Here is a 26,679-nt window from a genome sequence, read left to right as displayed (position 1 = left end):
ATGATTTCTTTTCGAAAAAGTGCGATCCTGATCTTGTTTTGCTTTGCCTTTAAAGCTGCCTGCGCACAAAATTTGAAATTCAGACATATTGGAATTGAAAATGGCTTATCCAACAGTACTATTGAATGTATCTTGCAGGATTATCGGGGCTTTATCTGGTTTGGTACACGTGATGGCTTGAATAAATACGATGGCAATCAGATTACCGTTTATCAGAATAGTAAGGAAAGCAGTAGCATCAGCGATAATTACATCAGATGCATTTATGAAGATCAAGCACATACTTTATGGATTGGCACTTCTTCCGGACTTAATCGGTTCAATCCGGAGAAGAACAATTTTACAAGGTATCAATCCGATCCCAAAGACAGCCATTCGCTGAGCAACAACACAGTATTATCAATTAAGGAAAGTCCCAAGGGCTTATGGATTGGTACTTCAGGTGGTGGCCTAAACTTATTAAACCCTACAACAAATCAATTTAGCCGTTATCATCCGGCAACAACATCCTTAGGCGGCAACAATGTCAATGATGTACAACCTGATGAAAAAGGAAACCTATGGCTGGCTACAGATCATGGTTTGAGCTATTTTAACACCAAAAAAGGTACTTTTAAATCCATTTCCGGATTAGAAAAGTTTATGATTCGCGTAATCACGGCATCGCCTACCGGAGATTTGTGGCTGGCTACAGAGGAAAAGGGCTTGCTTTGTTATAGCCCCGCATCGGGAAAATTAAAACAGTATACCCACGAGGAGAAAAACAGGAACAGTTTGGGTAGCGATCTGGTGAGGGCTATTGTTTTCCGTAAGAACAAGGAAATATGGATTGGTAGCATAAATGGTGGCCTCGACCTGTTTAATCCGGAAACCTCCACCTTTCAACATTATATGAATGAACCGGGAGATCCTTCAAGTCTATCGCAAAGAACAGTTTCGGCCTTGTATGAAGACAAGCAGGGAAATTTATGGATTGGAACTCACCGGGGTGGAATTAACTTGTACAGTCCGGGTTCTGAAAAGTTTAAACTATTCCAACAGGAACTCAACAAAAACAGTCTGAGTTACAATGATGTAAAGGCATTCCATGAAGATGCAAACGGGAACATTTGGATTGGAACGGATGGCGGTGGTTTAAATCTATTTAACCAGAAAACCAACTCTTTTGTTCATTATAAAACGAATCCTTATGCCGCAGGAAGTCTTGGCTCGGATGCGGTTTTAGACATTATGGAAGACCACAACAAGGATCTGTTTATAGGAACCTGGGGCGGTGGACTAAATTTGATGAACAGGAAGAATGGGACCTTCACCAAATTCCTATTTGATGCTAATAACCCATCGTCCATCAGCTCCGATTATGTACAGAAAACATTTGAGGACAGCTACAAAAACTTATGGGTTGGCACCTATTATGGGGGGCTTAACCTATTCGATAGAAGCAATAACCGCTTTTGCCGACTGATCCATGGCAGCAATGGCTCTAAACTCATCGGAAATAATATTATTTCCATCAATGAAGATCAAAAAGGAAACCTTTGGATTGGCACGGATGATGGTGGACTGAACTGCTATAATCTGGAAACCAAATACTTTACGCATTACTTTTTGAATAATGAGAAAAAACCTGACCTGAGAGTCATCTTTATAGACCATAAAGGCCGGTTATGGGTTGGACAAAAAGGGCTTTATCTATTTAACCCTATAAAAAATACTTTTTCAATCTATACCCAAAAGGCAGGTCTGGCCAGCGATTTCATTAAGGGCATTACGGAAGATGAACGGGGAAACTTTTGGATATCTACAGCAAAAGGACTTGTTAAATTTAATCCGGAGCATTTAACTTTTAACAAATACAATACTGCTGATGGGCTTCAGAGTCTGGAATTTGAAGCCAATGCCTGTATGCGAAAAAGAAATGGGGAAATGTTTTTTGGGGGGATTAATGGTTTTAACTCTTTCTTTCCGGAAGATATTAAGACCAATAAGTATATACCGCCAGTTTACCTTACCGAGTTTCAAATTTTCAACAATAAAATTATACCTGATGTCAAAGGCTCTCCACTGCAAAATGATATCAGTTTTACGAAAGAAATTAAGTTGTCATACAACCAATCTACTTTCTCTTTTAGCTTTGCCGGCCTCAATTATACTGTCTCCGAAAACAATAAATATGCCTATAAGCTGGATGGTTTTGATAAGGATTGGAATTATGATGGCAGCGCTAGAAAAGCTTTATATACAAACTTAGACCCAGGCACTTATACCTTCCGGGTTAAAGCTTCTAATAATGACAATGTATGGAATACGGAAGGGACTGCTGTCCGCATTGTAATATCGCCTCCTTATTGGGCAACCTGGTGGTTCAAAATCCTCGCGATTGGCCTGGTGATCTATATTGCTTATGTACTGCTTAGTTTTAAAAGGAAACTGGAACTGAAAACCCTGGAAGAAAAAAAACGGGAAGAAATGCATCAGGTACAGTTGCAGTTTTTCACCAATATTTCTCATGAATTCCGTACCCCACTTTCACTAATCCTTGGCCCGATAGACCGACTGTTAAAAGAAGATGCTCATACCTCTTTTCAAAATTACTATAAGACTATACATAGAAATGCCAATCGTCTGCTGAGTCTCATCAATGAACTGATGGACTTTAGAAAAATAGAATCAGGGGCATTGAAATTAAAAGTGATAGAGGGCAATTTAAGCCTGTTTATAGATGAAGTGGCCGAAGAGTTTAGGGAAATGGCTGCTGAAAAAAATATCAGCTTTAAGGTGAACAAAACGGGTAAATTTACATCGGTGTGGTTTGATCGTCATGTGATTGAAAAGATTATGCTAAACCTGGTAAACAATTCCTTAAAATACACCAAAGCTGGCGGTGAGGTGAGCTTAGACATTTTAGATTCGTTGGATGGATCGCCACTACGTTTTGAAAATCAGCTATTCATTAAAAGCAATTATACTGCTCAGCAGTATGTTTTCATTCGTGTCGCTGACAATGGTATTGGCATTTCTAAAGATTCTATCCATCACTTGTTTGAACGTTATTACAGGATCACTGAGGCTCACCTGGGCTCTGGAGTAGGCCTGGCTTTTGTAAAAAGTCTAACTATGTTACATAAAGGTTTCATCCAGGTATCAAGCGAGAAGCACCTTGGAACAGAAATCATTATCGCCTTACCGTGCAACAAAGAGGGTTATACTCCTGATGAGTTATGGGGTCAAAGTAATGAGCATGGTGGAACCCGTTTGGAAAGTATTAGCTATGCCTCCGATCAACATACACTGCCAACCTCAAGAGAGCTGATTTCGACCCCAACACTGGGTATCTCAGGTATGCGGCATATTTTAATCGTAGACGACAATGAAGAACTCCGGACATTTTTGAAAGAAGCTTTAAGTTCAAACTACCATATTTCGGAGGCTGAAGATGGATACAACGGACTGATCAAAGCCAGGGATGTTTACCCGGATTTGATCATCAGTGATGTGATGATGCCGGGTATGGATGGCACAGAATTTTGCAAGCGGCTGAAGGAAGATATTGAGACCAGCCACATTCCATTTTTAATGTTAACAGCCAGAGATAGTATTGAGGCCGAAATAGAAGGTGTCGAATCCGGTGCAGATCTGTACTTCACCAAACCTATCAACATTAACCTGCTACAAATCACGATAAAAAACATTTTCGAACAACGGCAAAAGCTTAAAGATCATTATTCAAAAGATCACAGTACTGAACTCAGAGAATTGGTTCACTCTACAAAAGATCGTGAGTTTATGGACAAACTTTTAATGATCATCAATGAACAGCTAATCAATCCCGATCTGGATATTGACTATCTATGTGGCAAAATTGGCATGAGCAGAACTAAGCTTTATCAGAAGATCAAAACCATCACTGGGCAGTCTATTGGCGAATTTGTAAGATCTATCCGTCTTAGAAAGGCGGCTGAAATCTTAACCAGTGAGGATGTTTTAATCACGGAGGTGATGTATAGGGTGGGCATACAAACCCAATCTTATTTTACAAAAGCTTTCAAGAAAGAATTCGGAAAAACACCTACTCAATTTCTTCAGGACTTGAAACAGCAAGCAGTTTAGATTTATATTACCGGGAGATCCAATCAGCTTTAGTGAGTTGATAGATGTAATTGAGCTTAGCTGGTTCCCCGTAATAGGCAACTTCCTGTTCATCGATCTTTTTAGCACCAAGTCTTTCTACAGCTTTTTGGGACCGTAAGTTTTGACTTCCTACATGCAGGACAACGGAATCCAGATACTGAAAAGCATAATTGATCATGAGTCTTTTAAGGGCCGGGTTATAATTTTGTCCCCAATATTGTCTGGCAATAAAAGTATAGCCAATAGCAACAACACCTTGCGCTTCATCCAAATCATAATACCTCGAACTTCCAATAACGGCTCCTGTCTTCTTGTCTAATACCAGGTAAGCCCCCTCTGAGGCTAATGCGCCCTCAAAGAAAGTTTCAAAGACATCACGACGATAACGGTCCTTATTGGGATGTTGCTCCCAAATCAATGGATCTGAAGCCACTTGATATAAAGCTTCAAAATGATCCGCTTTTAAGGGTATGATCCGGATAAGGTCGTCTTCTAATTCCTGCTGTCTGTCAAATTTGCTATTCATATTTTCTTTATGTTAAAATCGCTTATTACAAAGCCATTTTTCTATATAAAACACCAATCGTTCTTATGTAAGTTCGTTGTGAGCTATATCATTAGATATGGCGCAATTTCATGATTTTATCCCTGATAAAAAACAATAATTTATGATCTGTATTGATTCGAGATTTTCGCAGGTAAAAACAGGCTTAATGCTATTTTTACTACTCACAAATGCTCTTGTATGGGCCGGAGACATCAAAAAAGAAAAGGAGCCCGGAAAAAGTGAATGGGTTTACCTTGGGGCAGATGGCAAGCTGGTTTACAAGAAAAGTCCTAAGGGAGACCGGATCATGGATTTCTCTCATGCCGGTTATATGGGTGGCGGCGTTGCATTGCCTGAGCTTCCTGTAAAAGTTACGGTTAAACCGCTAAGTGATGCTAATGCCGATTGTACAGCGTTAATTCAAGCAGCTATTGACCAGGTTTCGGCAATGCCCTTAGATAAAAATGGCTTTCGTGGAGCTGTTTTATTAGCGCCCGGAACCTACCCTTGCTCCAAAACGATAAAAATTATGGCTGATGGCGTAGTACTTCGTGGCAGTGGCAAATCAGCAACGGGAAGCATCATTTCGATGAGTGGTGACAAGCATGTGGCTATCATTTTATCAAATGCCGTTAATCAACGTATAGGTAACCGTTTAGGCAATGCCAATGAGGATGAAAAAGGCATTAAGATAACAGATAAATATATCCCTGGGGGAAGTAATAGCTTTACCGTTGCAAATGCTTCAGGATTTAAAGTTGGCGATAATATAGAGGTTAGAAAACCGGTTACTGACAAGTGGGTTAATTTCATGCAGATGAATGATCTGGTACGTGACGGCCAACCTCAAACCTGGATTAAAGTGGGTTCTTTATTGATTACTGAACGTCGTATTGCTGCTATAAATGGTAATAAGATTACCCTGGATGTCCCTTTGGTGGATTCATATGATGCAAATTATACGAATGATGAAACTACTATGGTATTGGTAAATGATGTAAAACGACTTAAACAAGCAGGTTTAGAAAACTTACGCATTGTATCTCCCCCACAAGCAGTTAACCATACAAAATCACTATACTATGCTGTGAGATTGAATGGAGAGGATTGCTGGTTGAAGGACCTGGACCTGATGGAAACGATGGAGAGTGTTGGCACGGGTGGACGCAGGATTACCATTCAACGCGTAGCAGTTATTCGCAAAGCTTTACATGAGGGGGCTTCAAAACCGGCAGAGTTTGCACCCAATGCGGGACAAATACTATTGGACCATTGTTCGGTAGAAGGTGACAACGTATGGTATGTAGCTTTAGGAGCCGGACAAACAGGCCCTATCGTTTTCCTGAACTGCAATTTTGTTGGTAATGGCCGTATTGAAGGTCACCAACGCTGGAGCACAGGTATGCTTTTAGATAATTGTAAGGCGCCTAATGGTGGCATGGACTTCAAAAACAGGGGTAGCATGGGCTCTGGTCATGGTTGGGGAACTGCCTGGTCTGTGGCCTGGAATTGTGAAGCTAATAGCTATGTCAATCAAATCCCTCCGGGCACTTACAATTGGGTAATCGGCAGTAAAGGAAAGAGTACACCATTGCCAAGACCATTTAACAACTCAGGCCCAACCTTACCGGAAGGTATCTTTGATTCTCAAAATGTTCAGGTTGGTCCTTCAAGTTTATATTTAACTCAATTAGAAGAACGATTAGGCAAACAGGCACTAAAAGCAATCGGATACTAAACAAGAATATGATGAAGAAACAAATGATCACCACATGTTTACTTTCTTTCGGAATCTTATGTCTAAGCCACAACATGGTAAAAGCACAGGGTGTTCCGGATACTTTAAAGAAGTACATCCTCACCCCTGCCCCCGCTCAAACTCCTCGAATCAATGGGACTAAAATATTTGGGGTACGTCCCGGTTCTGCATTCCTTTATACTATCCCCGCCACAGGAATTCGTCCGATGCGTTTTGGAGCACAGAATTTACCAAAAGGATTAAGTATAGACCCAGCTTCGGGCCGTATAAGAGGAAAAATCATGGAGCCTGGGGAATATGAGCTTATCCTATCAGCTAAAAATGCCTTGGGAGAAGCAAAGCGGACGTTTCGTATTGTCGTCGGTGATAAAATAGCGCTAACGCCTCCTATGGGTTGGAATAGCTGGAATTGTTGGGGTAATGCGGTAAGCCAGGAAAAGGTAATGAGCTCGGCCAAAGCAATGGTGGAAAAAGGATTGGTTAATCATGGTTGGCAATACATCAATATTGATGATGGATGGCAGGGATTACGGGGAGGAAAGTACAACGCTGTACAACCAAACACCAAATTTCCTGATATGAAGACCCTGGCTGATGATGTACACCGTATGGGATTGAAGATAGGTATTTATTCAGGGCCCTGGGTTGGAACTTATGCAGGTCATATTGGTGCTTATTCGGACAATGCTGATGGTACATACGACTGGGTGAAACAAGGTAAGCATAATGAATTTTATCGTTTTGTTGATCCTCAGGGGAAAGAAAAACATGCCATCAATTATCATCATGGTAAATACTCATTTGTAAAAAATGATGTTCAACAATGGGCTGACTGGGGCATAGATTATTTGAAATACGACTGGAACCCTAATGATGTGTACCATGTTAAAGAGATGATGGATGCTTTGCGCTCTTACAAGCGCGATGTGGTTTATAGCTTATCAAACAGTGCTCCATATGGTGATGCACCACAATGGGAAAAGATGGCCAATAGCTGGAGAACAACAGGTGACATTAAGGATACCTGGGAAAGAATGTGTCAGTTGGGCTTTAATCAAACTAAATGGGCTCCGTTTTCTGGTCCCGGCCATTGGGTAGATCCGGATATGCTGGTTGTAGGCATGGTGGGTTGGGGCCCTAAACTACACTACACACAGCTGACTGCCGATGAACAATATACCCACATCAGTTTATGGTGTTTACTTTCGTCGCCATTGTTAATTGGCTGTGATATGGCTCAACTGGATGATTTTACAATTAGCCTGCTTTCTAATGACGAGGTTATTGATGTGAATCAAGATCCTTTGGGGAAGTTTGGGATGGTGGTAGCTCAGAATGGAGAAACGGTGATTTATGCCAAACCTCTGGAGGATGGCGCCATGGCTGTAGGTCTGTTTAATCTTGGGAAAAAAGTGGAGAAGATAACTGTGAACTGGAAAACCTTAGGATTACGTGGTGAGCAAAAGGTACGTGATTTATGGAGACAGCAGGATGTTGCTACGTCTGATCAGGAATTTTCATCGGAGGTCAACCCGCATGGCATTCGCTTTGTAAAAATATATCCGGGCAATAGCAGAGCCCAAGCAACTTCGGATAAGTAAAACAGCGCAAGTTTCGGATTTTATGCTTGCTAAATGCGCAATACTTTTGCATCTATATTATGGAAGATATTGTAAAAAAAATAGCAGCAATAGACTGGACAGCTACTACAGAAGCTATGCACACGCGAGGTTATGTGGTTGTCCAGAACCTTTTATCAGATCTGGAATGTGAACATTTAAAAGGAAATTTCGGAAATACTGAGGGTTACAGGAAAACTGTTGTAATGGAACGTTACCGTTTTGGATTAGGCGTATATAAATATTTCAATTATCCTCTACCTGATATCATTCAACGCATTCGTGAGCACATTTATCCTCGTTTAGTACCTATTGCTAATGCCTGGATGAAAGCTCTCCATATTGAAACGAGATTTCCTGATCATTTGTCGGAGCTACTCGCCTTATGTGCTAAGCATGACCAGCTGAAGCCAACTGCTCTTATCCTTAAATATGGAAAAGGTGGACACAATACACTACATCAAGACCTTTATGGGGATGTGTACTTCCCCATACAAATGGTATTGTTTTTAAATGAACCTGATGAAGATTATCTTGGGGGAGAATTTGTACTGACACAGCAAAGCCCAAGAATGCAGTCAAAAGCTATTGTACTTAAACCAAAAAAGGGTGATATGTTGATTTTCACCACAAATTTTCGTCCCGAAAAAGGCGCAAAGGGCTATTACCGTGTAAATATAAAGCATGGCGTAAGCGAGGTGCACAGCGGTGAGCGTTATGCGCTTGGAATTATTTTTCATGACGCATTAACTTAATGATATACCAAACATAAATTCAAATACATCTAAACTTTGGTAAAACCGATCATATTCCGAGCCTTGAAAAGCAATTTTAAGCAGAATATGCCCGATAAACAGAAGTTCAGTTTTCAAAATCGCCACATTTCTTTACGAAAAATCATTTTAATAGTAACCTCAACAAGGCATTTTTACTCATTTAAATAGCCTTAAACGGTCTTTTTAAATAAAAATGAAATTTATTTGAATCTTAATTTGTAAAATACGTTTGAGTTTGTACTTTTGCCCCCGGAGAGCTGGCAGAGTGGTCGAATGCGGCAGTCTTGAAAACTGTTGACTGTCATAGGTCCGGGGGTTCGAATCCCTCGCTCTCCGCGGAAAAAAATCAAAGCCTAAAATCATAAGATTTTAGGCTTTTTGCATTTTAAGAGGTGCCAATTTTCGCACGAAAACCAATTTCAGCTTGCTCTTCTACATGAAGATTCCAAAGAATTATTAAAAATATATCTAAAAAAATAAAGAAAAAGCTAGATAATCAGAACAATGTTTTTCTATCTTGTTAAAAATTTCGACCAGATGCAAAAAAATGTTCTCAATGTTTCTGAAAATTTCAGAAAAATGGCAGTCAAGTCTGTGCTTTCCATTATACTTTTCTTATTCACTTACTTGATTTTGGTTATTATGGGCATAGGTGTGATATTCCTATGCGGCTTTGTCGCTTATTATATCGTCACATTTAGCGCCTCCTTCATTACAGGAATGATAGCACTTGGCTGCATAGGAATGGGTTTTCTAATCTTCTTTTTCCTTATCAAATTCATCTTTAGCAGCTCAAAGAAAGTAGACAGAAGCCACCTTGTGGAAATTAATGAACAACAGCAACCAGAGTTGTTTAAAATGCTTGGAGTGATTGTAAGTGAAGTAAAAACGACCTTTCCGAAAAAGGTTTACCTATCCTCGGATGTTAATGCATCCGTATTTTATGATTCTAACTTTTGGAGTATGTTTTTCCCTGTCAGGAAGAACCTTCAAATAGGCTTAGGCCTTATGAATACAGTATCAGTTATAGAGCTGAAAGCCATCCTGGCTCACGAATTCGGGCATTTTTCTCAACGCAGCATGAAAGTTGGCAGCTATGTTTATAACGTAAACAAGGTAATTTACAACATGCTTTATGATAATGAAGATTATGGATCACTACTAAATGGTTGGTCTAACATAAGTAATTATTTTGCCTTATTCGCAAAAGGAGCTATAATGGTCATACAAGGTATTCAGTATGTTTTGACAAAAGTTTATACAGTTTTGAATTTAAATTACATGGCACTTTCAAGAGAAATGGAGTTTCATGCTGATGCTGTCGCCGCAAGCGTAGCGGGCTCACACCCCTTAGCCAACTCTCTATTAAGGTTGGGACTTGCTGATCAGTCGTTAAATATTGTTTTCAATTATTACGATAGTAAAATCACAGAGTCACAAAAGCCTGTTGACGTTTATCCTCAACAGTATTTTGTACTTAACCAAATGGCATCATTAGAAGAATTACCAATACAAGACGGTCTGCCAGTCTTGTCGATTGATAATTACAAAAAATTTAACAAAACAAAATTGGTACTGGAGGATCAATGGTCTTCACATCCGAGTACAGAGCAGAGGGTTGCTAAATTAATGGAGTTAAATCAGCCGATAAGAAATGCTAATAATGGAATTGCAATCGATCTACTTACCGGTAAGGAAGCCATTCAGGAGCTAATCACAAACCAACTGCTGGTGAATGTTAAATATGGAGCCGAGCCGCCTGCTATGGTTGGTATTGCAGAATTCATAAATGAATATGTAAAAATCGAGCAGGAAAACTCCTATCCTGCTATCTTTAAAAGATATTTTGATGAACGCGATCCTTATAATAACTTTACAGAGGAAGATTTTGAAGCTCGTATTTCAGATCAGGATTTGACCTTTGAGGAATTAATTAATCAGGCAAGCACTGCTGATATCAATAGCCTGAATACTGCAACGAATGACAAGAACATCCTTGAAAAGATTTATAACGGAGCTTTAGAAATTGACACTTTTGATTACGATGGTGTAAAATATAGTACTACAGATGCCTATCCACTCATTACTTTTTTAGAAGCTGAGATAGTAAGATATAACGACATTTTAGATAAAAGAGATGTTAACCTGTTCAGGTTTTTCCTAAATAAGGCAATCGAGCAGAATAACCTGGAAGATTTTAAAACTCATTCTTTATCTTATCAGTTGAGTGCAAAACATTTACAGACAAAACGGGATGTTTATTCAAATCTAGCCGATGCAATCTATTTTTTTCAAACTACTACCCCCTTCGATCAGATTATCGAAAACATGGTTCAGGTAAAAAAAATGGAAAAACCATTTTGTGAGCAGATTAAATTATTATTGGATGATCCCTTCTATCAGGAGCATATTGATGAAGAAATGCGCACAATATTTGAAGAGTATATATCAAAAGACTTGAGATATTATGGTCATGAGGAATATCTTAATGAGGAAATTGAAATATTATACACAGTAATGAATAGTAGCTACAGCAGGGCTAGTATGGGTAAAGAGGCATTTTATGGGGTTCATTGGTTGTTAAATATTGTCCTTACTTATTTCATCTTGTATTATGACATTGCTTTCTAGTCCCGGGTTTGGCTGCCGGTTTTGTCTATGACTATTCCGTTGAAGGAAAGGGTTTCTCCGGGATATGGATCCGGAAAGTCGTAAGAGGAGACGTTCGGGTTTACGATGGTTAGTTTTCCGTCTTCATTGACAAAAAGTCCTGAATAGTAGGTCGATTCGCCAAGACGTACTAGGTTTCTACGTTCTGATTCATGCATGGCTACCATCCAGAATATGGGTGCCGGATCATTGAGCCTGGCTTTTGCTTCAGCATATATTTGGTCCCAGTCGCTGCCTACTTTGGAAAGCAGGAATTTGAACAGGGGCGTGTAATCGTATCCGTATTTGCCGCTGGTCATGGATTTATGGTTGCGGTCATCGTTCAGGAATGCTTTACTATGTCGGTGGTAGCGGTATTCACTGCCGGTGGAGACATTGTATTTATTGGATAGTGATACTTTGTTTTCTTTGCGGTACAGCGGCTTTTTATGGTTCATTGCTGATGTTTGGATTAACAGGTTACACCCGGGCTTTCAGATCCCATTAGGTGATTGTAACCAAAAACTAATTACTTAGATTACATTTTATAATTAACCTCACATTAGGGTTTACTTGGTCAGGACAAGATAGGATATTTTAAAGATTTTTATGCTTATGATTTAATCCTTTGATTGATTTGTGAAACATATCCCTCTGACTCCTTACAACCTCCTCTCGCCGCACTTCCTCAAAAGAGAAGACCAGTGTAGAAACTGCTAAACACACGGCTACCATTCATGAAAGCGATTTGGAAAGATTCAGAAGAACGGTGGATATGATCTTTAGGCGTTCTCAGAGTTTGACTGCGAATTTAAAATGGGATGCGTTGAGCGCTGAGTTTTTCCTGATGATTTCATGTTTCGTTTAAATGATGATGAATTTAAAATCTTGCTCTTCCAAAATGGAATAGCAAGATGGGGTGGCAGACGACAGGCTCCTAATGCCTTTACATAACAAGGCATGGGAATGTTATCGGGAGTGTTATCCAGTGATAGAGCCATAGCAGTAAATATTCAGATTATGCGGATTTTCACACGTATGCGCCAGATTTTAGCAGACAATACCGACTTGCGCTTAGAAGTAGAGAAGATTAAAACAAAGGTAGACAATCAGGATAAAAATATGGAAATCGTATTCCGTTACTTAGATTAGAGAAGCAAGAACGTCCCAATCCCCCAAGAAAAAGAATTGGTTTTAAACTAGATAATTTTTAGTTTAATATTAATTCATGAAATGTCACATGGGTATATTTACTAAACAAGTCGGAATGCGCTTGCAACATACCTTATTATGCAGAAATTGATCTTCCATTCAACTATACCAATCATGCCTCAGAAACATAGCAGAATGTTTTGTTTATCAATAATTTTAAATTGTGCATATAAAAGCAATTAAACAGGCTTTTCAATACAAAAATACAATAGCTTTGTTTACCAAACAAAACTATTGTATTTTTGTATCAAACACTTTATATGATACCCCAAAACATTCTCAGCCAAATCATCCAGGCGCAAAGCCTGAACATAGCTAACAAGGACATAGGGCTAAAACGAGATGCGCTTCCCTTGCTACCAAATTTAGCTGCACATGCCCTAATTGTATCAGGCATAAGGAGATGTGGAAAAAGCACTTTGTTATTTCAATTATTAAACAGTAAATATCCTGGAGCACTGTACCTCAATTTCGAAGACCCCAGGTTATATGAATTTGAAAACAAGGATTTCTTAAGGTTAGATGATTTGATTCGAGAGCAGAAACTTTCAATTTTAATGTTTGATGAAATCCAGATTGTACCAGAATGGGAAAGATATGTGCGGCAAAAATTAGACGAAGGTTATAAGATCGTAGTTACTGGCTCAAATGCATCACTGTTGAGCAGGGAATTAGGAACCAAACTTACGGGGCGACATATTACCAAAGAGTTATTTCCATTTTCTTATCATGAGTTTATCTCTTACCAGAAATTAAAACCTTCATCCGAGTCACTAATTAACTATCTGGCAATTGGTGGCTTTCCTGAATATATAAAAGAAAGAACAGATGATATTTTAAACCATCTTTTTGAAGACATTCTGATCCGTGACATTGCAGTTCGATACAGCATCAAAGACGTCAGAACATTACAACGTTTAGCCCAGTATTTAATCTCAAATGTTGGAAAGCCAGTATCAGGTAATAAACTTAAAAACATTTTTGAAGTAGGTGCTACCAGTACTGTATTGGAATATTTATCACATATGGAATATTCTTATTTACTGCATTTTGTACCCAAGTTTAGTTACTCTTTAAAAAAACAAATTGCAAATCCAAGAAAAGTATATGCAATTGATACTGGCCTTATCAACGTCAATTCGGGATCTTTTACCGAAGACAATGGGCGTAAATTCGAAAATCTAATCTTTTTGCATCTTCGCCGAACTTATAAAGAGATCTATTACTTTTCGGAAAAAGGAGAATGTGATTTTATTGCATTTAAAAATGGGGCTTTTCATCAAGCCATTCAGGTTTGTTATGAATTAAACCCGGATAACCTGGATAGAGAAATCAGTGGCATGATTGAAGCCCTGGAATTATTTAATATTGAGGAAGGAACCTTAGTCACTATTTCACAAAAAGATCAATTTGAAAAAAATGGAAAAATTATTCATGTCATTCCCGCCTATGAATACTTACTGAAGTAGCAACTACAAGACTTAGAATATTACTGTTTTTGGTAAATATGCTTCAAAATAAAAAAAAATACCACTAAGGTATTGTAATGGACTCCCCCGCCGAGAAGGCCTCCAAAAGTACAAAAGCCTGCAAATCGTAACGATAGCAGGCTTTTTGCATTTTGACGGGTAACCGTTCATAAGTTACCACCAAAGTCAAATTATTTTCTATATTTGAATTTAGCTCAATCTAAATTGATGTTCCCAAACCTGATTAAAAAAAATTGGTCTGCATTAATTGGAGATGAATTGCGTTATTCCCTGGAATCCCGCATTTTTAATTCCGTCAGTATTTTTGCAACCATAGTCGCCTCCTTAAATGCCATAATAAATTTTGCTCTTGGCTTAGATTTATATGGTTACCTAATGATTCCTTTAATTGCCGTTCTGTTTTTTGGTTATTATTTGTCGCGATATAAGGACAAATTAAACATAGCTATTGGAATATTTGCCATCGCATTTAACCTACTTTGTGGAGGGACCTATTTTGCATCGGATGCATCCAACGGGGTCAATCTGTTTACATTTGTTGTCATAATTTTCATCCTCAGTACGGTAACCCCAAAAAAGCAATTCTGGATATGGATACCATTAAACTTCATTTTCCTGGCTATCCTTTTAACCATAGAATATTTGCACCCTGAAATGGTAAAAACAATTTATGTTGACAAGCAGCATAAACTTATAGATACAGCACAAACATTTTTTGAAGTTGTAATTTTGATATCCATCATTACGATGTATATGAAAAAAAATTACAATCGGGAGAAAGAGCTGGCAAAAAAAAGCCTTATTGCTTTAGAAAACAGCAACCAAACCAAAAACAAATTATTCTCAATCGTTGCCCATGATCTCAACTCACCACTATCATCTATAGAAACCCACCTTTCTCTACTTAATGAAATCGATATCAGCAGTGAAGAAAAAATGGAAATCGAAAGACAACTACTATCCTCTACCAGACAAACCTCCGAAATGCTTCAGAATATATTGTCATGGGCCAAGGATCAAATGGATGAAATTAAGGTAAACCTAAGTCCAATTTTTATTTATGAAACCTTAAAACATACTGTGAGTTTGCAAAAAAGCATAGCGCAGGAAAAAGAAATCAATCTTATTTTTTTGGCAGACGAAGACCTTAAGGTAATTGCAGATCCTGATATGCTGCAGCTTGTTGTCAGGAACTTATTAAACAATGCCATAAAATTTTCTTTACCGGGCGGAACAGTGGTCCTAAGCATATCTGGTCTGAATGGCAAATGTATCTTATCCATAAAGGATGATGGCATTGGTATTGTAAAGGATCAGCAGTCGTCTATATTTTCTTTAAAGAGTAATGTGACTTATGGAACCAATAAAGAAAAAGGTGTAGGCTTAGGGTTAAAACTAACTAAAACCTATGTAGAACTACAAAATGGAAAAATCTGGCTTGAAAGCGAATTGAACAAAGGAACCAATTTCTTCGTCAGTTTAGATTTAAGTAAGGACTGATCATTAGCTGTTTTGAAAAAACTATATCTCTCGCGTCATGCATGTTAAAATATTATTCTTAAAAATATTAATTATTTAAAAATGTTCATTTCCTCATTATAAATAGGGCTTTGTATGCCTAAAAAATTTAAAACACTATGAAACACATAGTTCTGAGACAATATTTTATTAGACTTGACTTGTTTTGAACCATCAGATACCCAAACAATAAAAGGAATCTCATATTGTTCTTTAGGAGCAATACTTATAGGTACCCCATGCATATATAGATTTTTTTCTCCTAAAGATTCGCCATGGTCTGACACAAAAATCATAGTACTCTTATATTCCTTTAATTGTTTTAAATCTTCAATTACTTTAGATAAAATATAATCTGTGTAAACAATCGTATTGTCGTAAGCATTGATTAGTTCTGTTTGAGAACAATTCCCCAATTCAACACTATTACATACAGGCTTAAAAACCTCAAATTTAGGCGGATACTTTTTGCTATATGTAGGTCCATGACTTGTACTTGTATGCAATATGATCAGTATTTTATTCTTTTTACTACCTAGTATCTGGTCTTTTAGTCCAGTCAAAAGAACCTCATCGTAATTACATCCTTCACCTTTACAATTTTGCATTAAAGCATCTTTATTTTGATATTCCTTGATATGAACTGGTGGCTCTCCCCAGTTAGTGGTTCTCCAAATAACATCTACATTATTTCTATATAAATAATTGGGTAAAATTTCATACAACTTATCCGTATTTGTATGTTCTAAAATACATTTTACACCTGCGGTAGTATAAGTAGCACAAGAAGTAGCATCAAAATGAAATAAATTAGGCGTTTTGGAAAGTAGTGGATTCGTGTTTTTCTTGTAGCCATATAAAGAAAAATTTTGGCTTCTGGCAGACTCTCCTATGACTAAGACTACGACCGATTTCTGGCTATCTTTTATTGTAGCATCTGGCAGCAAAATTTCTTTTTCATTACTTTTATGTTTGTCAATATAAAAAAGACCCGTATTTACGGAATAAGACCAGGGCATTGCCAGCGCACCCAATACTTTTGAATTTTTATCAATCCATAGCCAATTACTCGCATTAGCAAGTACTAAAACCAGAACAAACAATAAGGTAAGCGAGGAGGTGATTGCAAATTTCTTCCATGTTACATTTATTATTTTGACTTTAATGATGTAAATGGCAGGAAGGACACCAAATAGAATGATGTAGATTATTAATTTTATTGAAAAAAAACTGCTAGACTCGGAAAAATTGGTATTGAGTATATTACCAATCATAGTTTTATCTATGATAACACCATAAGTATTAATAAAGTAGACTGCAATTGCGTTAATAATAAAGAATATGACCAATAAAGATTTCCCAACAAACCGCGACAGAAAACAAATCAGGTAAAAAACAAATGCATTTAGAACCAGCATTAGAACAATTAAACTAATGATGAGAACAATACCATTCAAACTTTTATAATCAACATTTTTGAAGACAAAGCTGTAAAAAGGGAAATGAAAGAATAAAAAATTAAGAAAACTCATTAACAAAGCAAAATGAGTTATTTTCAAATTATTTTTTAACATAAACATTAATAGTTTTATATAGAGAAATGACTAAAGTGATTAATGATAAATAGAATATGATCAAATTTTCACTCAATATTCTACTTACCAAGGAAATACCACAAATCAGAAAGAGTCCAATAATAATTGGATAGTATTTTTTATTGTTGACCCATGTCCAAATTTTATATTTTTCATTGATTAAAATACCTAAAAGCCCCGAGATATATCCGATGGTTCCGCCTATAATGACATCAAGCGGATAGTGTGCTCCTACACCTACCCTTGTAAACACAAGGATCAATCCTGCAACGATTATAAAAATAAACCATAAAATTTTGTTTTTTAACCTCTGAGGCATAAATGCAAACAACAGGACAGTAAGTACTGTAAAAACTGTAATTGAGTGTCCAGAAGGTAAACTGCTGTATCCGGTTAGTTTTTTTCCAATGATAACAAAACTATTATTATCAAATACCATAGAAGGCCTTGGTACTGAAAATATTCTTTTAAGTGAAATAGAAATTATACACGAAACAAGTGAAGCTGATATCAAACATTCCCAAATTTTAGGAGCATATATAATAAAAATGCTTAGGATGGACAATACAACTATCTCATTTCCAAGCTGCGTAAGGTTTAATAGTGTATCTGGAAATTGTGATAATTTTGAATTCAGAAAAAAGAAACAATCCTTTTGAATCTGCACGTATCGATCAGCATATAAAGCGTCTTCTTTATAAAGGAATACAACAATTGCAATTAAAAAAAATGTGGGTACAATAAATAAAGATAATTTGACTTTTGAATAATTATTAATAATATTTATGTTCATAATATTATTTGACAGGTTTACTTTGATAAATTTTGTTTAACATACGCTGATATTTTTATGCTATAATTGGGTCTTGAAAGACCACCAAACATAATTTTTGCCAAGTTAAGCTTAAGAAATAGTTAATTATAATTAATATTGTATTAAAACGTATTCACTCCCCTTCATATACTGCAATTTCTTGCCAGCTTTGTGCTCTGTACTTATTAAGCATCAGCCACAATACCAGTGAATTGATCAACAGAAGTGTCCAAATCAGCCATTCCCATCGAGCAATAAAATAATGTATTCCGCCCATTCCAAACATGAGCAACATCAAAAACATTTTGGTAATAAACTTTCCTGATTTAGCATGATTAGCCTCTGGTTCAGAAAAAGGAAGTTTATTCGCTGTGAACAGGGCGATCAGGATTCCGACAATGATTAAGTTGCAAAAACCAAATAATACATCATTGATTACGCCAGGACCCCATATACTGATACAAAATATGGCAATCAATAAAATAAAAGGGAATAGAAATTTGACCACTATGGCCTTATACATTCCCGACAGAATCTCTCCAGGAGTATGAACAGAAGTTACATGATATATCCAGGCCGCCTTGTAACGGTCACTGAAAATCACGTTTTGAAATATGGTTAACAGAATAAACCCCGTCATGTAAATCAGGATTGTATATTTATTTCCATTTTTTAGTTGTTCCCATTTTTCGGCCAAGCCCAAGCGTTTATTACCAGATAACGCAAAGTAAACAAAGTAAGCAGGGATAAATGCAAATGAAGGGTATACTTTAACCTTGAATTCCCTAAACCTGGAAGTTAACATCCAAACGATTTTAAATCCCGCCTTTTCAATGGAAGAACTGGTAAAAAAACCGGCTAGTTTTTCTAGCCTTAAATTTGTTTTTTTGATTTCTGCTACTACCTTTACTTCTTGTCTATCTCCCTCACTCCCACTAATTTCCGCCAGTTTATTATTAAAACCAGAAGCTAAATAACGAACAACTACCCATATACCAATAAGAGGACTTAGCACAGCTAACACAGAAAACGGCAGGATCACCTCAGGGTGGTATCGCCAATTGATGGCAAGCTGATGCAAGCCGGCAATCCAGGCAGAAGGCATAATATAGATTGCTTTAATCTGTATCATGTTGATTTTTTCAATCGCGCTCATGTCTAAAACCCTGGGTAAGGTATTATAAGCCACAAAGATCAGTACAGCAAAGGCAATTTGGAAATAAGCAATGATATCCTTGAACTTTCCGGGAGTAGTTACCTTAAGGACAATCAGGTATATGATGTTTACAAACAAAATACTCAACAGAGTTGCAGAAGAAACCTCAACCACGAACATTAACCCAGCTAATATACCATCACTGATTAGTATATAAACAAAGGCAGGAAAGGTAAGACCAAATACCAGCTTTGATACATGGATCGTAATATGCAAGATACGCGAAACAGTAAAAGTACGATCACTTACCGCTCGGGGCAAAATAATATAATTATCCCTTGTATCTATGAGTACACTAGTAAAATCTGAGATAAGTGTCAGTGTAAGCGAAACCATTATCAGGGTGAAATATATTGTATGTCCCACTAAGGGCATATCAAACAAAGCCAGAAACATGATATAAAACGCTCCCATAAAGAATGATATGATCAGGCTCATCATATTTACACCATTTACCGGTTTACCCTTATTTTTCTTTGCATGGGTAAATGTATTGGGGCGCCTGTCATCCATGGTCAGCTTTGTAGCCAGAATAACCTTTAGTTGATTGGTGTCTATTCCCCATTTTTTCATCAATGAGGCAAATAGCATGATGATCTTAATAATAAAATTGTTCATAAAACTTACTCAAAAACGTTTAAAAAGCTAGAAGTGGAATGCTCAGCATGTTCTTTATTTGTAAGTTTTGAGAAGATTTTTTCAAGACTTTCTCCCTGATTTTGTTGCAACTCATCAAAAGTACCGTTAGCAATGATAGTTCCATCATTGATTAAAACAATCCTGTCAGAAACCTTCTCTACAACGTCCATCATATGGGAGCAATAGAATATTGTTTTTCCTTCTTTTGCCAATAATGAAATGATCTCTTTAACCAAAATAACAGCATTGGCATCAAGTCCAGACAATGGCTCATCAAGGACAATGATCTGAGGGTTGTGAATCAAAGCGGATATCAGAAGAACCTTTTGTCGCATACCTTTTGAAAAAGTATCCATACGCTGGTCTTTATTTGCTTCCAGGTTAAAATAACGTAGCATCTTTATAGCTCTTTCTGTAATAACAGCATTGTCCATTCCTTGTAATTGTCCAACAAAGTCAAGATATTCCATTGGAGTTAACACTTCATATAGCTCAGCATTTTCAGGAACATAGCCAATAATCTTTTTGATTTCAAGTGGAGCTGATTGCAAATCTATATTGTTAATGGTTACAGTCCCCTCAAAGTCGGGAATAAGTCCGATAAGAATCTTAACTGTGGTTGATTTTCCCGCTCCATTCGGTCCAATATACCCAATGATTTGACCCGGATAAATATCGAGATCAATCCCTTTTAATACCTGTTTTGTACCATAATTCTTTACTAAATTCTTTATACTTATAATCGGAGTTTTATTCATATATCTAAATTATTGGCTATTATAGATGGACCATTACTATTTACAATAGTAAGTAAAATTAAGATTAAAGGGGTAGCAATTGCAGAACCACTAAAAAAAGCTCGAGAAATGAAAGCTGAGGGCTATAAGAGTTATTTATCCTGAAAAGCCTTTTTAATGTTGGCCACCGAGTAGTCAATCATCTTTGTCAAGACAGGAATATTGATCCCTTCTAATTTTTTCACATAGATGCAGCCTTTTCCTGTTTTATGTTTTCCTAATTGCTTCAGCAGTTCTTCCTTATCTTCAAAATCTGAGGCCATATACAACACAATTGCCGTACTTCTCGGAGAAAATCCAATCAAAGGGGCATCCCCTTCATGGCCGCTGGCATATTTGTAATGATAACTACCAAAACCTACAATTGAAGGTCCCCACATTTTAGGTTCGAAACCGGTCTGTTTCTCCATAAGCGCAGAAATGAGGTAACAGTCTTTACGTTTTAACGGTTCACCAACCTTTTCAAGGAAATCACGAACATTCAGATTGGTTTCAGTGGTTTTGTTTTTTGCCATAATACCGGGGTTAATTTAAGGTCTAAATCCAAGGTAAAATTAAAAATAATTCGTCGATCAATATCTTAGAAATTTTCCTGCAGGAATTCAGGCAGGGGTTGAAATTTTTCTAAAAAATTAAATGGGCTACTACCTGCTAAAACTTTAAAATCTTTAATAAGGTGATTCTGATCAAAATACCCATATTGATTCGCTATATCCGTCCATTTTTTTTCAGGATGAAGTGTTTTTAAAAGAAGAGATTTATTAAAACGAACAATTTTACTATACTGTTTAGGTGTGGTCCCCACCTGCTCATAGAAATGTCGTTCAAGACCTCTTAGACTCATGTTCACCTGACGAGCTAGTGTTTTTATATCAATTTGATAGTTGTATTGGGCGATCATATTGGTTGTCGTAGTAATCCGATCATTGTTGTAACCCTGCTTTTTTTTGAATAATGCCTTTAAAAAATAACTATCAGCTGCGCTTTTCATTTCTTCCATATTGGTAGACTCTTCCAGTTGTTCTTGCAGGAATTGAAGATCTTTACCAATTACATCATCGCCAATTAATAACTGATCACTTATATAAGGCATTGGAATTTTAAAAATACTATAAAAGCCATTATTTTTGAACTGCACGTTAAAAAACCGATACCTACCGTTGTAGACCTGATATCCCTGAAAAGAACTGGTAAGGCCCAATAACCAACGTTTTTTAATGTCTATTGTACGAATACCGGCCTCAGTGATGTGCTGTAAAGGAGTTGAACTTAACCAAAAAGGCATCAACGATTGCTCAATAGCATGAATAGCTAAATGTAGTTGTTGACCTTCAGTATCTACTTCACGCAGCCCATAACATTTGATATAGTCCCGTAGAGCTGGTGCAGGTAAAGATTCTATAGTATTTATCATAACCTCTATAGGTAACTGATTATTTTATACCTGAATTTACAAATAATCAATGTAATTTTAGTACTATCTACCAAAACATTTTCCCCTCTTTAAGCAATTCCCTTTCTATGGTTAATCGTTCTATATGACCTGTATAGCTATATACGGATAAGACAACTGTCGATATGCTCTCGGTATCAATCCGCAATGAGTCCGCCATGAGTCCGCGGTGAGTCCGCCTTTTTACTGGAAAAAGGCGGACTCACCGCGCTCTAATTGCATAAGGAAGGCGGAGTTACCTTAAGCTTAAGTTGAGCCGATTACAATTCAGCTCTGATTCTACTGACAACAGGTCGTTTTATAACTTTATACTTTTTCACCCACATCACAATTAAAGGGAACATAATCACAGTTGGAAGCAACCAGGCGATATAAGCAGGGATTACCTTATTGTTTACCACAAGGAAAGCGGTTAATGTAGCAATGTAGGCACCAACCATTCTTTGAATATGAGCAACAAGCCAGGCATTTGCAATCTCAGTATTTCCACTGAAATTTCTGAAGTCTGTACGCACCATTCTTAATCCAATTATCCCAAAAACAATACACACGATTCCGAAGGAATTTTTATTAACCAAATGATAAAGTCCAAAAAGCAGGAACAAAACACCAAAAGACAGCATAAAGTAAGTAAGCACCCAATCAATTGTTGCAGGTTTTTGTCCTTTGGAAAGGTTTTTCAAATGCAGGTATCGGGTCCCTGATGAAGTCATGTATAAAGTAAAGACCCCTACAATAAATAGAAAATAGTCGGAATGAAGAATCGAAAGCACAAATGCTGACACACTCACTATCAACATACTGTATAGAAAAATCAGCCCTATAACCCGATGTCTTTTACCACCCTTTTTACCAATAATATTAATTGTTCCGCTCATTAAGCCGATGGTTCCTGCTACAATATGTAGCATTAGAAACATTTTGAATAGTATATCCATTTTGCTTAGTTTTTGAATTCTTAAGCAATGTTAGCAGGAAGAAATCAATGGATAAACTTTTAGGGATGAACTGCACGTTTTTGTGATAAAAAACAAGATTTAATAAGTTTGGTGTACTGTCTTGACACATAAACTTCTTTATTGCTGCCCTTGATTCCTAAGCGATACCCCTGGGCATTGCCCTTAATATGTTCAATAAAATCGCTGTTTACAATAAAAGCTCTATGGCACTTTATCATTTGAGGATGACCGGCCAATTCGGTTTCCGCCTTTACGATACTACTCCGAATTGTTGTTGCAGCTATTGAACCGTTTTCTCGGGCATAAACCTGAATATAATTTCCTTCGGATTCAATAAAAGCAAGATCGCCCACCTTAATGTCCAATTGTGTTTTGTTATTCTCCGCAGTTAAGACAACAGTCTCAGCAAAATCTTTTGAGACAGCAGTAGGTGTTAAATTATTGTTTAAAACTTCCGCAGCATTTTTGTTCATGCGAAGCAGCCTGTTTTGCCGGATCAACACTAAAATTGTGATTGGAATAATTGCGATGAAAAAGGTATAAACCTGAAAGGTAAGTAAAGCGGAGATGCTAAATGGAAAATCATCCATCACTTCAAAAGTATAAGCATAGTTTGCTATTCCTAAACAAAATACCGACCAACAACTCCAGGAAATTTGCCGGATGATATTCCAGTTAAATTCTGAAAAAAGCTTAATGACTAACAGGCCGTTAAAAAGAAGAACTAAGAAACTGACTAATCCATAACCTGCCAAAAATAAGTGATAATGTTGTACAAAAACATTGGAAAGGCCAAAGGGCTGCAATAAAAGCATCAACAAACCTATCCCTACCCCAATTACCAAAGCAGCTATGGCAGTCCTGTCAGGAAATGGATATGGTTGTCTTAAAAAGTTTTTTAAATCTATCATTCTAAACCTGTTTCTTCATGAGTTAAAAATATATTATGCGATCATAGCTTTAATGATCCGACCTAACCGTTTTAAGTCGGCATCTACCTTATCGTTCCACTCCAATGCATAGTTTAGTCGCAAACAATTGTTGTACTGGTTGTACTGTGTAAACATCCTACCAGGTGCAAAACTTATCTTTTGCTTAATGGCCATATCAAACAATTCGGCGGTATCAATTTTTTGGTCCAGCTCTAACCACAACATAAAACCACCCTGGGGCTGAGATATTTTAGTATTGTACGGAAAGTACTCTTCGATTGCTCTTTGGAATTTCAGACAATTTGTATAAAGCTTACTTCTCAGCATGCGTAAATGATGGTCATATCTGCCATGCTCCATAAAATCAGCAATCACTTCCTGATACAAAGTGGGAGTTGAAATAGTTTGCAATAACTTTTGCCTTATAATTTTCACTTTATACTTTCCTGGAGCTACCCAACCTACCCGGTATCCGGGTGCTAAAGTTTTAGATACCGACCCGCACCACAATACGATACCCGCCTCGTCAAAAGCCTTACAAGGCTTTGGTCTTGTAGCACCAAAGAAAAGATTTCCGTAAAGGTCGTCCTCGATCAAGGGAATATTGTGCTCTGTAAGCATCCTGACAAGTTCTATCTTGTGCTCGTCCGGCATCAGGCACCCTAGTGGATTACTAAAATTACTAATGAAGCAACATGCATTTAATTGTGGTAGTACTTTTTTAATGGCTTCTAAATCCACACCGGTTATGGGATGAGTGGGAATTTCTATTGCTTTTAATCCTAAAGATTTTATGATTTGCACAATACCAAAGTAAACAGGGCTCTCAATAGCAACAGTGTCCCCAGGTTTGGTTACAGCCATCAGACAGTTAAAAATAGCATTCATTGTACCGGATGTGGTAACGATATCATCTTCAGTAAGCTTACCTTCTAATACCAACGACCATTTGGCTACAGTTCTTCTAAAGTTAATACTACCCTGTACTGGTTCGTAGCTCGTCCAGTCGTCATTAATTCTACGTACAGCATCGATCACCCCTTTGTTCAATTTTGCAATAGGAAGCATACTTTTGTCTGGAACTCCCAATGAAAAATGGGTAATCGTTTTATCATTAAATGTATTAAAAACCTTACTAATTAGGTCCTCCGGGTCCTTTTCCTGATCTGAAGATTTAAGTTTTCCTATCGATGGGAGTGGAAACTTTCGCATAGATGCTTTGCTCACAAAATATCCTGACTTGGCCCTCGGTTCAATAAGCGATTTACTTTCAAGTTCCATGTAGGCTTGCTTAGCAGTATTTATACTTACATTGTAGAGTTTTTGTACTGTACGAATGGATGGAAGCTTATCGCCAAGCTTTAAAGTTTCGGTCGCAATCTGCTCCTCCATTACTTTTGCAATTTTAAGATATAAGGATTCCTTTTTCATTTGAACTGACATACTGTGCCTTGTAAATTTATATAAAAAAAAACTGTATCACCTGAGCCTCCCCTCTTCAGAAATCTGATTAATAGCAATTGTTTAGCCAGTCAACCAATTTCTGAATGGAATGCTTTAATTTGGTATGATCCCCCCTGATGTCTTCAAATGTTGAATGAAGTGTTTTTTTCGCTTGCTCTTCCAGTGTATTTCCGATACCTAAGTCATCAGCTAATTTTATACAACGGGAATTTAACGTTACCTCACCCAATTTATTGATTGAAGCAAAGCCAAAGCCTATAATTTCATTACCCTGACTGGCAATACTTAGTGGAAGACCAAAATCTGTTGTTAGTTTTGTAGCTGTTATTTGAGATGATTGATATAGGGTGACTACAGCGTTCAGATCGGACAAATACACCTTACGAAATTCTATATCCTTAGTTTTATGATCTTGTCTATTCATAACTTACCATTTGATTACAAAATTAATCATCAGATACAGTTGGATACAGACACAGAAAAATGATTATTTTAGGTCACAGATTTCTTTTTTTTTTACAAAAACCACTGGTCTTTGTATTTGTTATCAATACTGATATGAAATACACAAGATCCTCTTTATTATTCCTGGCTTTAATTGTCGGCTTATCCTTTCCAGGTTGCAGGCATACAAATAAATCCGAATCTACTGGTAGTGCATTGGAGAATAAGATTCAAGGCATCATGTTTATAGAGCAGGCCGCTCGCGGCTGTATGCTGGAAATTGAATTGGGGAAGCTTGCGGCAGTGAAAGCTGATCACCCAGAGGTAAGAGATTTTGGTAAATCTATGGCGGCTGACCAGGAGCTAATTTTAAATTCACTTAAAGAACTTTCAGTAACTAAAGGTTTAAAACTTCCAGATTCCCTATCCCGGCAGGAGCAAATTCAGGTTGAGGAAATGAGACAAATGGAAAATAAGTACTTCGAAAAATTGTACCTCAAAATGATGCTGGAGAACAGTAGAAAGTATATTGAGCTTTACAGGGGAACTAGCCGGAGTCCGGATGTACTGATCAGTGATTTTGGTAAAAAATATTTACCAATACTCGAAAAACATCTCCAAAAAGCTTTTGAAGTCCAACAATCAATATCTTAAAACTAAAGCGC

The 26,679-nt window shown here is 37.2% G+C and carries 21 protein-coding genes and 1 tRNA gene; 10 read left to right on the top strand and 12 right to left on the bottom strand.

The features are described from left to right. On the top strand, positions 1–4,110 hold the full coding sequence (locus tag P0Y49_07760; protein WEK21033.1) for a two-component regulator propeller domain-containing protein: 4,110 nt from the start codon (positions 1–3) through the stop codon (positions 4,108–4,110). Positions 4,111–4,117: 7 nt separating this feature from the next. Here P0Y49_07760 and P0Y49_07755 read toward each other — a convergent pair whose 3' ends face one another. After that, on the bottom strand, positions 4,118–4,657 hold the full coding sequence (locus tag P0Y49_07755) for a GNAT family N-acetyltransferase (GenBank protein ID WEK21032.1): 540 nt from the start codon (positions 4,655–4,657) through the stop codon (positions 4,118–4,120). 142 nt (positions 4,658–4,799) lie between these two features. Between P0Y49_07755 and P0Y49_07750 the strand changes: the two genes are divergently transcribed. The 5 genes from P0Y49_07750 to P0Y49_07730 all read left to right on the top strand — a co-directional run bounded on the left by P0Y49_07750 (position 4,800) and on the right by P0Y49_07730 (position 11,463). Then, on the top strand, positions 4,800–6,416 hold the full coding sequence (locus P0Y49_07750) for a hypothetical protein (GenBank protein WEK21031.1): 1,617 nt from the start codon (positions 4,800–4,802) through the stop codon (positions 6,414–6,416). An 8-nt stretch (positions 6,417–6,424) separates the two neighbouring features. Next, the gene (locus P0Y49_07745; protein ID WEK21030.1) at positions 6,425–8,038 is read left to right on the top strand and encodes a putative Ig domain-containing protein; all 1,614 of its coding nucleotides are present in this window, start codon (positions 6,425–6,427) and stop codon (positions 8,036–8,038) included. A 59-nt stretch (positions 8,039–8,097) separates the two neighbouring features. Beyond that, positions 8,098–8,811 carry a 2OG-Fe(II) oxygenase gene (locus P0Y49_07740; GenBank protein ID WEK21029.1) on the top strand — a complete coding sequence of 238 codons (714 nt, stop codon included), beginning with the start codon at positions 8,098–8,100 and terminating at the stop codon, positions 8,809–8,811. 272 nt (positions 8,812–9,083) lie between these two features. Further along, positions 9,084–9,168 (top strand) — tRNA-Ser (locus P0Y49_07735). A 201-nt stretch (positions 9,169–9,369) separates the two neighbouring features. Next, positions 9,370–11,463, top strand: a complete 2,094-nt coding sequence (locus tag P0Y49_07730) for a M48 family metalloprotease (GenBank protein ID WEK21028.1) — start codon at positions 9,370–9,372, stop codon at positions 11,461–11,463. Here P0Y49_07730 and P0Y49_07725 read toward each other — a convergent pair. After that, positions 11,460–11,939 (bottom strand): hypothetical protein, encoded by a 480-nt coding sequence (locus P0Y49_07725; GenBank protein ID WEK21027.1) that lies wholly within the window; start codon positions 11,937–11,939, stop codon positions 11,460–11,462. The genes P0Y49_07730 and P0Y49_07725 overlap by 4 nt on opposite strands. Positions 11,940–12,441: 502 nt before the next feature. On the opposite strand from P0Y49_07725, the gene P0Y49_07720 reads away from it, so the two are divergent. The 3 genes from P0Y49_07720 (at position 12,442) to P0Y49_07710 (ending at position 15,683) form a co-directional block, all read left to right on the top strand. Next, positions 12,442–12,633, top strand: a complete 192-nt coding sequence (locus tag P0Y49_07720) for a hypothetical protein (GenBank protein WEK21026.1) — start codon at positions 12,442–12,444, stop codon at positions 12,631–12,633. 320 nt (positions 12,634–12,953) lie between these two features. Then, positions 12,954–14,162 carry an ATP-binding protein gene (locus P0Y49_07715; GenBank protein WEK21025.1) on the top strand — a complete coding sequence of 403 codons (1,209 nt, stop codon included), beginning with the start codon at positions 12,954–12,956 and terminating at the stop codon, positions 14,160–14,162. A 204-nt stretch (positions 14,163–14,366) separates the two neighbouring features. Beyond that, positions 14,367–15,683, top strand: coding sequence for a HAMP domain-containing sensor histidine kinase (locus tag P0Y49_07710; GenBank protein ID WEK21024.1), 1,317 nt, complete (start codon positions 14,367–14,369; stop codon positions 15,681–15,683). 71 nt (positions 15,684–15,754) lie between these two features. On the opposite strand, the gene eptA is transcribed toward P0Y49_07710, so the two are convergent. The 10 genes from eptA to P0Y49_07660 form a co-directional block, all read right to left on the bottom strand. Next, positions 15,755–17,275: a phosphoethanolamine--lipid A transferase EptA gene (eptA, locus tag P0Y49_07705; protein WEK21023.1), complete on the bottom strand. Its 1,521-nt coding sequence runs from the start codon at positions 17,273–17,275 to the stop codon at positions 15,755–15,757. After that, entirely contained in the window at positions 17,262–18,089 is an 828-nt protein-coding gene (locus P0Y49_07700; GenBank protein WEK21022.1) for a phosphatase PAP2 family protein, read from the bottom strand. Before P0Y49_07700 ends, eptA begins: the two co-directional genes overlap by 14 nt. 154 nt (positions 18,090–18,243) lie before the next feature. After that, a complete protein-coding gene (locus tag P0Y49_07695) occupies positions 18,244–19,944 on the bottom strand; it encodes a hypothetical protein (GenBank protein WEK21021.1) in 1,701 nt (566 codons plus the stop codon). 5 nt (positions 19,945–19,949) lie between these two features. Then, positions 19,950–20,723 carry an ABC transporter ATP-binding protein gene (locus tag P0Y49_07690; GenBank protein WEK21020.1) on the bottom strand — a complete coding sequence of 258 codons (774 nt, stop codon included), beginning with the start codon at positions 20,721–20,723 and terminating at the stop codon, positions 19,950–19,952. A gap of 131 nt (positions 20,724–20,854) precedes the next feature. Next, positions 20,855–21,277 (bottom strand): DUF1801 domain-containing protein, encoded by a 423-nt coding sequence (locus P0Y49_07685; protein ID WEK21019.1) that lies wholly within the window; start codon positions 21,275–21,277, stop codon positions 20,855–20,857. Positions 21,278–21,342: 65 nt separating this feature from the next. Beyond that, the gene (locus tag P0Y49_07680; protein WEK21018.1) at positions 21,343–22,176 is read right to left on the bottom strand and encodes an AraC family transcriptional regulator; all 834 of its coding nucleotides are present in this window, start codon (positions 22,174–22,176) and stop codon (positions 21,343–21,345) included. Between the two features lie 299 nt (positions 22,177–22,475). Next, positions 22,476–23,153, bottom strand: coding sequence for a hypothetical protein (locus P0Y49_07675; GenBank protein ID WEK21017.1), 678 nt, complete (start codon positions 23,151–23,153; stop codon positions 22,476–22,478). Positions 23,154–23,212: 59 nt separating this feature from the next. Further along, entirely contained in the window at positions 23,213–24,085 is an 873-nt protein-coding gene (locus P0Y49_07670; GenBank protein WEK21016.1) for a LytTR family transcriptional regulator DNA-binding domain-containing protein, read from the bottom strand. A 33-nt stretch (positions 24,086–24,118) separates the two neighbouring features. Further along, complete coding sequence (locus tag P0Y49_07665; protein WEK21015.1) at positions 24,119–25,549, bottom strand: PLP-dependent aminotransferase family protein; 1,431 nt, start codon at positions 25,547–25,549, stop codon at positions 24,119–24,121. Positions 25,550–25,616: 67 nt separating this feature from the next. Then, the gene (locus P0Y49_07660) at positions 25,617–25,994 is read right to left on the bottom strand and encodes a hypothetical protein (protein WEK21014.1); all 378 of its coding nucleotides are present in this window, start codon (positions 25,992–25,994) and stop codon (positions 25,617–25,619) included. A 134-nt stretch (positions 25,995–26,128) separates the two neighbouring features. Between P0Y49_07660 and P0Y49_07655 the strand changes: the two genes are divergently transcribed. Beyond that, the gene (locus tag P0Y49_07655; GenBank protein WEK21013.1) at positions 26,129–26,668 is read left to right on the top strand and encodes a DUF4142 domain-containing protein; all 540 of its coding nucleotides are present in this window, start codon (positions 26,129–26,131) and stop codon (positions 26,666–26,668) included. Positions 26,669–26,679 lie beyond the last annotated feature (11 nt).

Source organism: Candidatus Pedobacter colombiensis (assembly GCA_029202485.1).
Lineage (GTDB): Bacteria > Bacteroidota > Bacteroidia > Sphingobacteriales > Sphingobacteriaceae > Pedobacter > Pedobacter colombiensis.
The sequence above is the reverse complement of the archived record's forward strand: the minus strand, read 5'-3'. Positions and strand labels throughout refer to the sequence as shown.

Bases quoted from the DNA above. Each gene is read 5' to 3' on its own strand.
- P0Y49_07700 (WEK21022.1), bottom strand. From the start codon at position 18,089: ATGAACATAAATATTATTAATAATTATTCAAAAGTCAAATTATCTTTA.
- P0Y49_07750 (WEK21031.1), top strand. From the start codon at position 4,800: ATGATCTGTATTGATTCGAGATTTTCGCAGGTAAAAACAGGCTTAATG.
- P0Y49_07730 (WEK21028.1), top strand. From the start codon at position 9,370: ATGCAAAAAAATGTTCTCAATGTTTCTGAAAATTTCAGAAAAATGGCA.
- P0Y49_07760 (WEK21033.1), top strand. From the start codon at position 1: ATGATTTCTTTTCGAAAAAGTGCGATCCTGATCTTGTTTTGCTTTGCC.
- P0Y49_07720 (WEK21026.1), top strand. From the start codon at position 12,442: ATGGGAATGTTATCGGGAGTGTTATCCAGTGATAGAGCCATAGCAGTA.
- P0Y49_07725 (WEK21027.1), bottom strand. From the start codon at position 11,939: ATGAACCATAAAAAGCCGCTGTACCGCAAAGAAAACAAAGTATCACTA.
- P0Y49_07655 (WEK21013.1), top strand. From the start codon at position 26,129: ATGAAATACACAAGATCCTCTTTATTATTCCTGGCTTTAATTGTCGGC.
- P0Y49_07715 (WEK21025.1), top strand. From the start codon at position 12,954: ATGATACCCCAAAACATTCTCAGCCAAATCATCCAGGCGCAAAGCCTG.
- P0Y49_07755 (WEK21032.1), bottom strand. From the start codon at position 4,657: ATGAATAGCAAATTTGACAGACAGCAGGAATTAGAAGACGACCTTATC.
- P0Y49_07660 (WEK21014.1), bottom strand. From the start codon at position 25,994: ATGAATAGACAAGATCATAAAACTAAGGATATAGAATTTCGTAAGGTG.
- P0Y49_07740 (WEK21029.1), top strand. From the start codon at position 8,098: ATGGAAGATATTGTAAAAAAAATAGCAGCAATAGACTGGACAGCTACT.
- P0Y49_07680 (WEK21018.1), bottom strand. From the start codon at position 22,176: ATGATAAATACTATAGAATCTTTACCTGCACCAGCTCTACGGGACTAT.
- P0Y49_07690 (WEK21020.1), bottom strand. From the start codon at position 20,723: ATGAATAAAACTCCGATTATAAGTATAAAGAATTTAGTAAAGAATTAT.
- P0Y49_07665 (WEK21015.1), bottom strand. From the start codon at position 25,549: ATGTCAGTTCAAATGAAAAAGGAATCCTTATATCTTAAAATTGCAAAA.
- P0Y49_07685 (WEK21019.1), bottom strand. From the start codon at position 21,277: ATGGCAAAAAACAAAACCACTGAAACCAATCTGAATGTTCGTGATTTC.
- P0Y49_07745 (WEK21030.1), top strand. From the start codon at position 6,425: ATGATGAAGAAACAAATGATCACCACATGTTTACTTTCTTTCGGAATC.
- eptA (WEK21023.1), bottom strand. From the start codon at position 17,275: ATGTTAAAAAATAATTTGAAAATAACTCATTTTGCTTTGTTAATGAGT.
- P0Y49_07695 (WEK21021.1), bottom strand. From the start codon at position 19,944: ATGAACAATTTTATTATTAAGATCATCATGCTATTTGCCTCATTGATG.
- P0Y49_07675 (WEK21017.1), bottom strand. From the start codon at position 23,153: ATGGATATACTATTCAAAATGTTTCTAATGCTACATATTGTAGCAGGA.
- P0Y49_07670 (WEK21016.1), bottom strand. From the start codon at position 24,085: ATGATAGATTTAAAAAACTTTTTAAGACAACCATATCCATTTCCTGAC.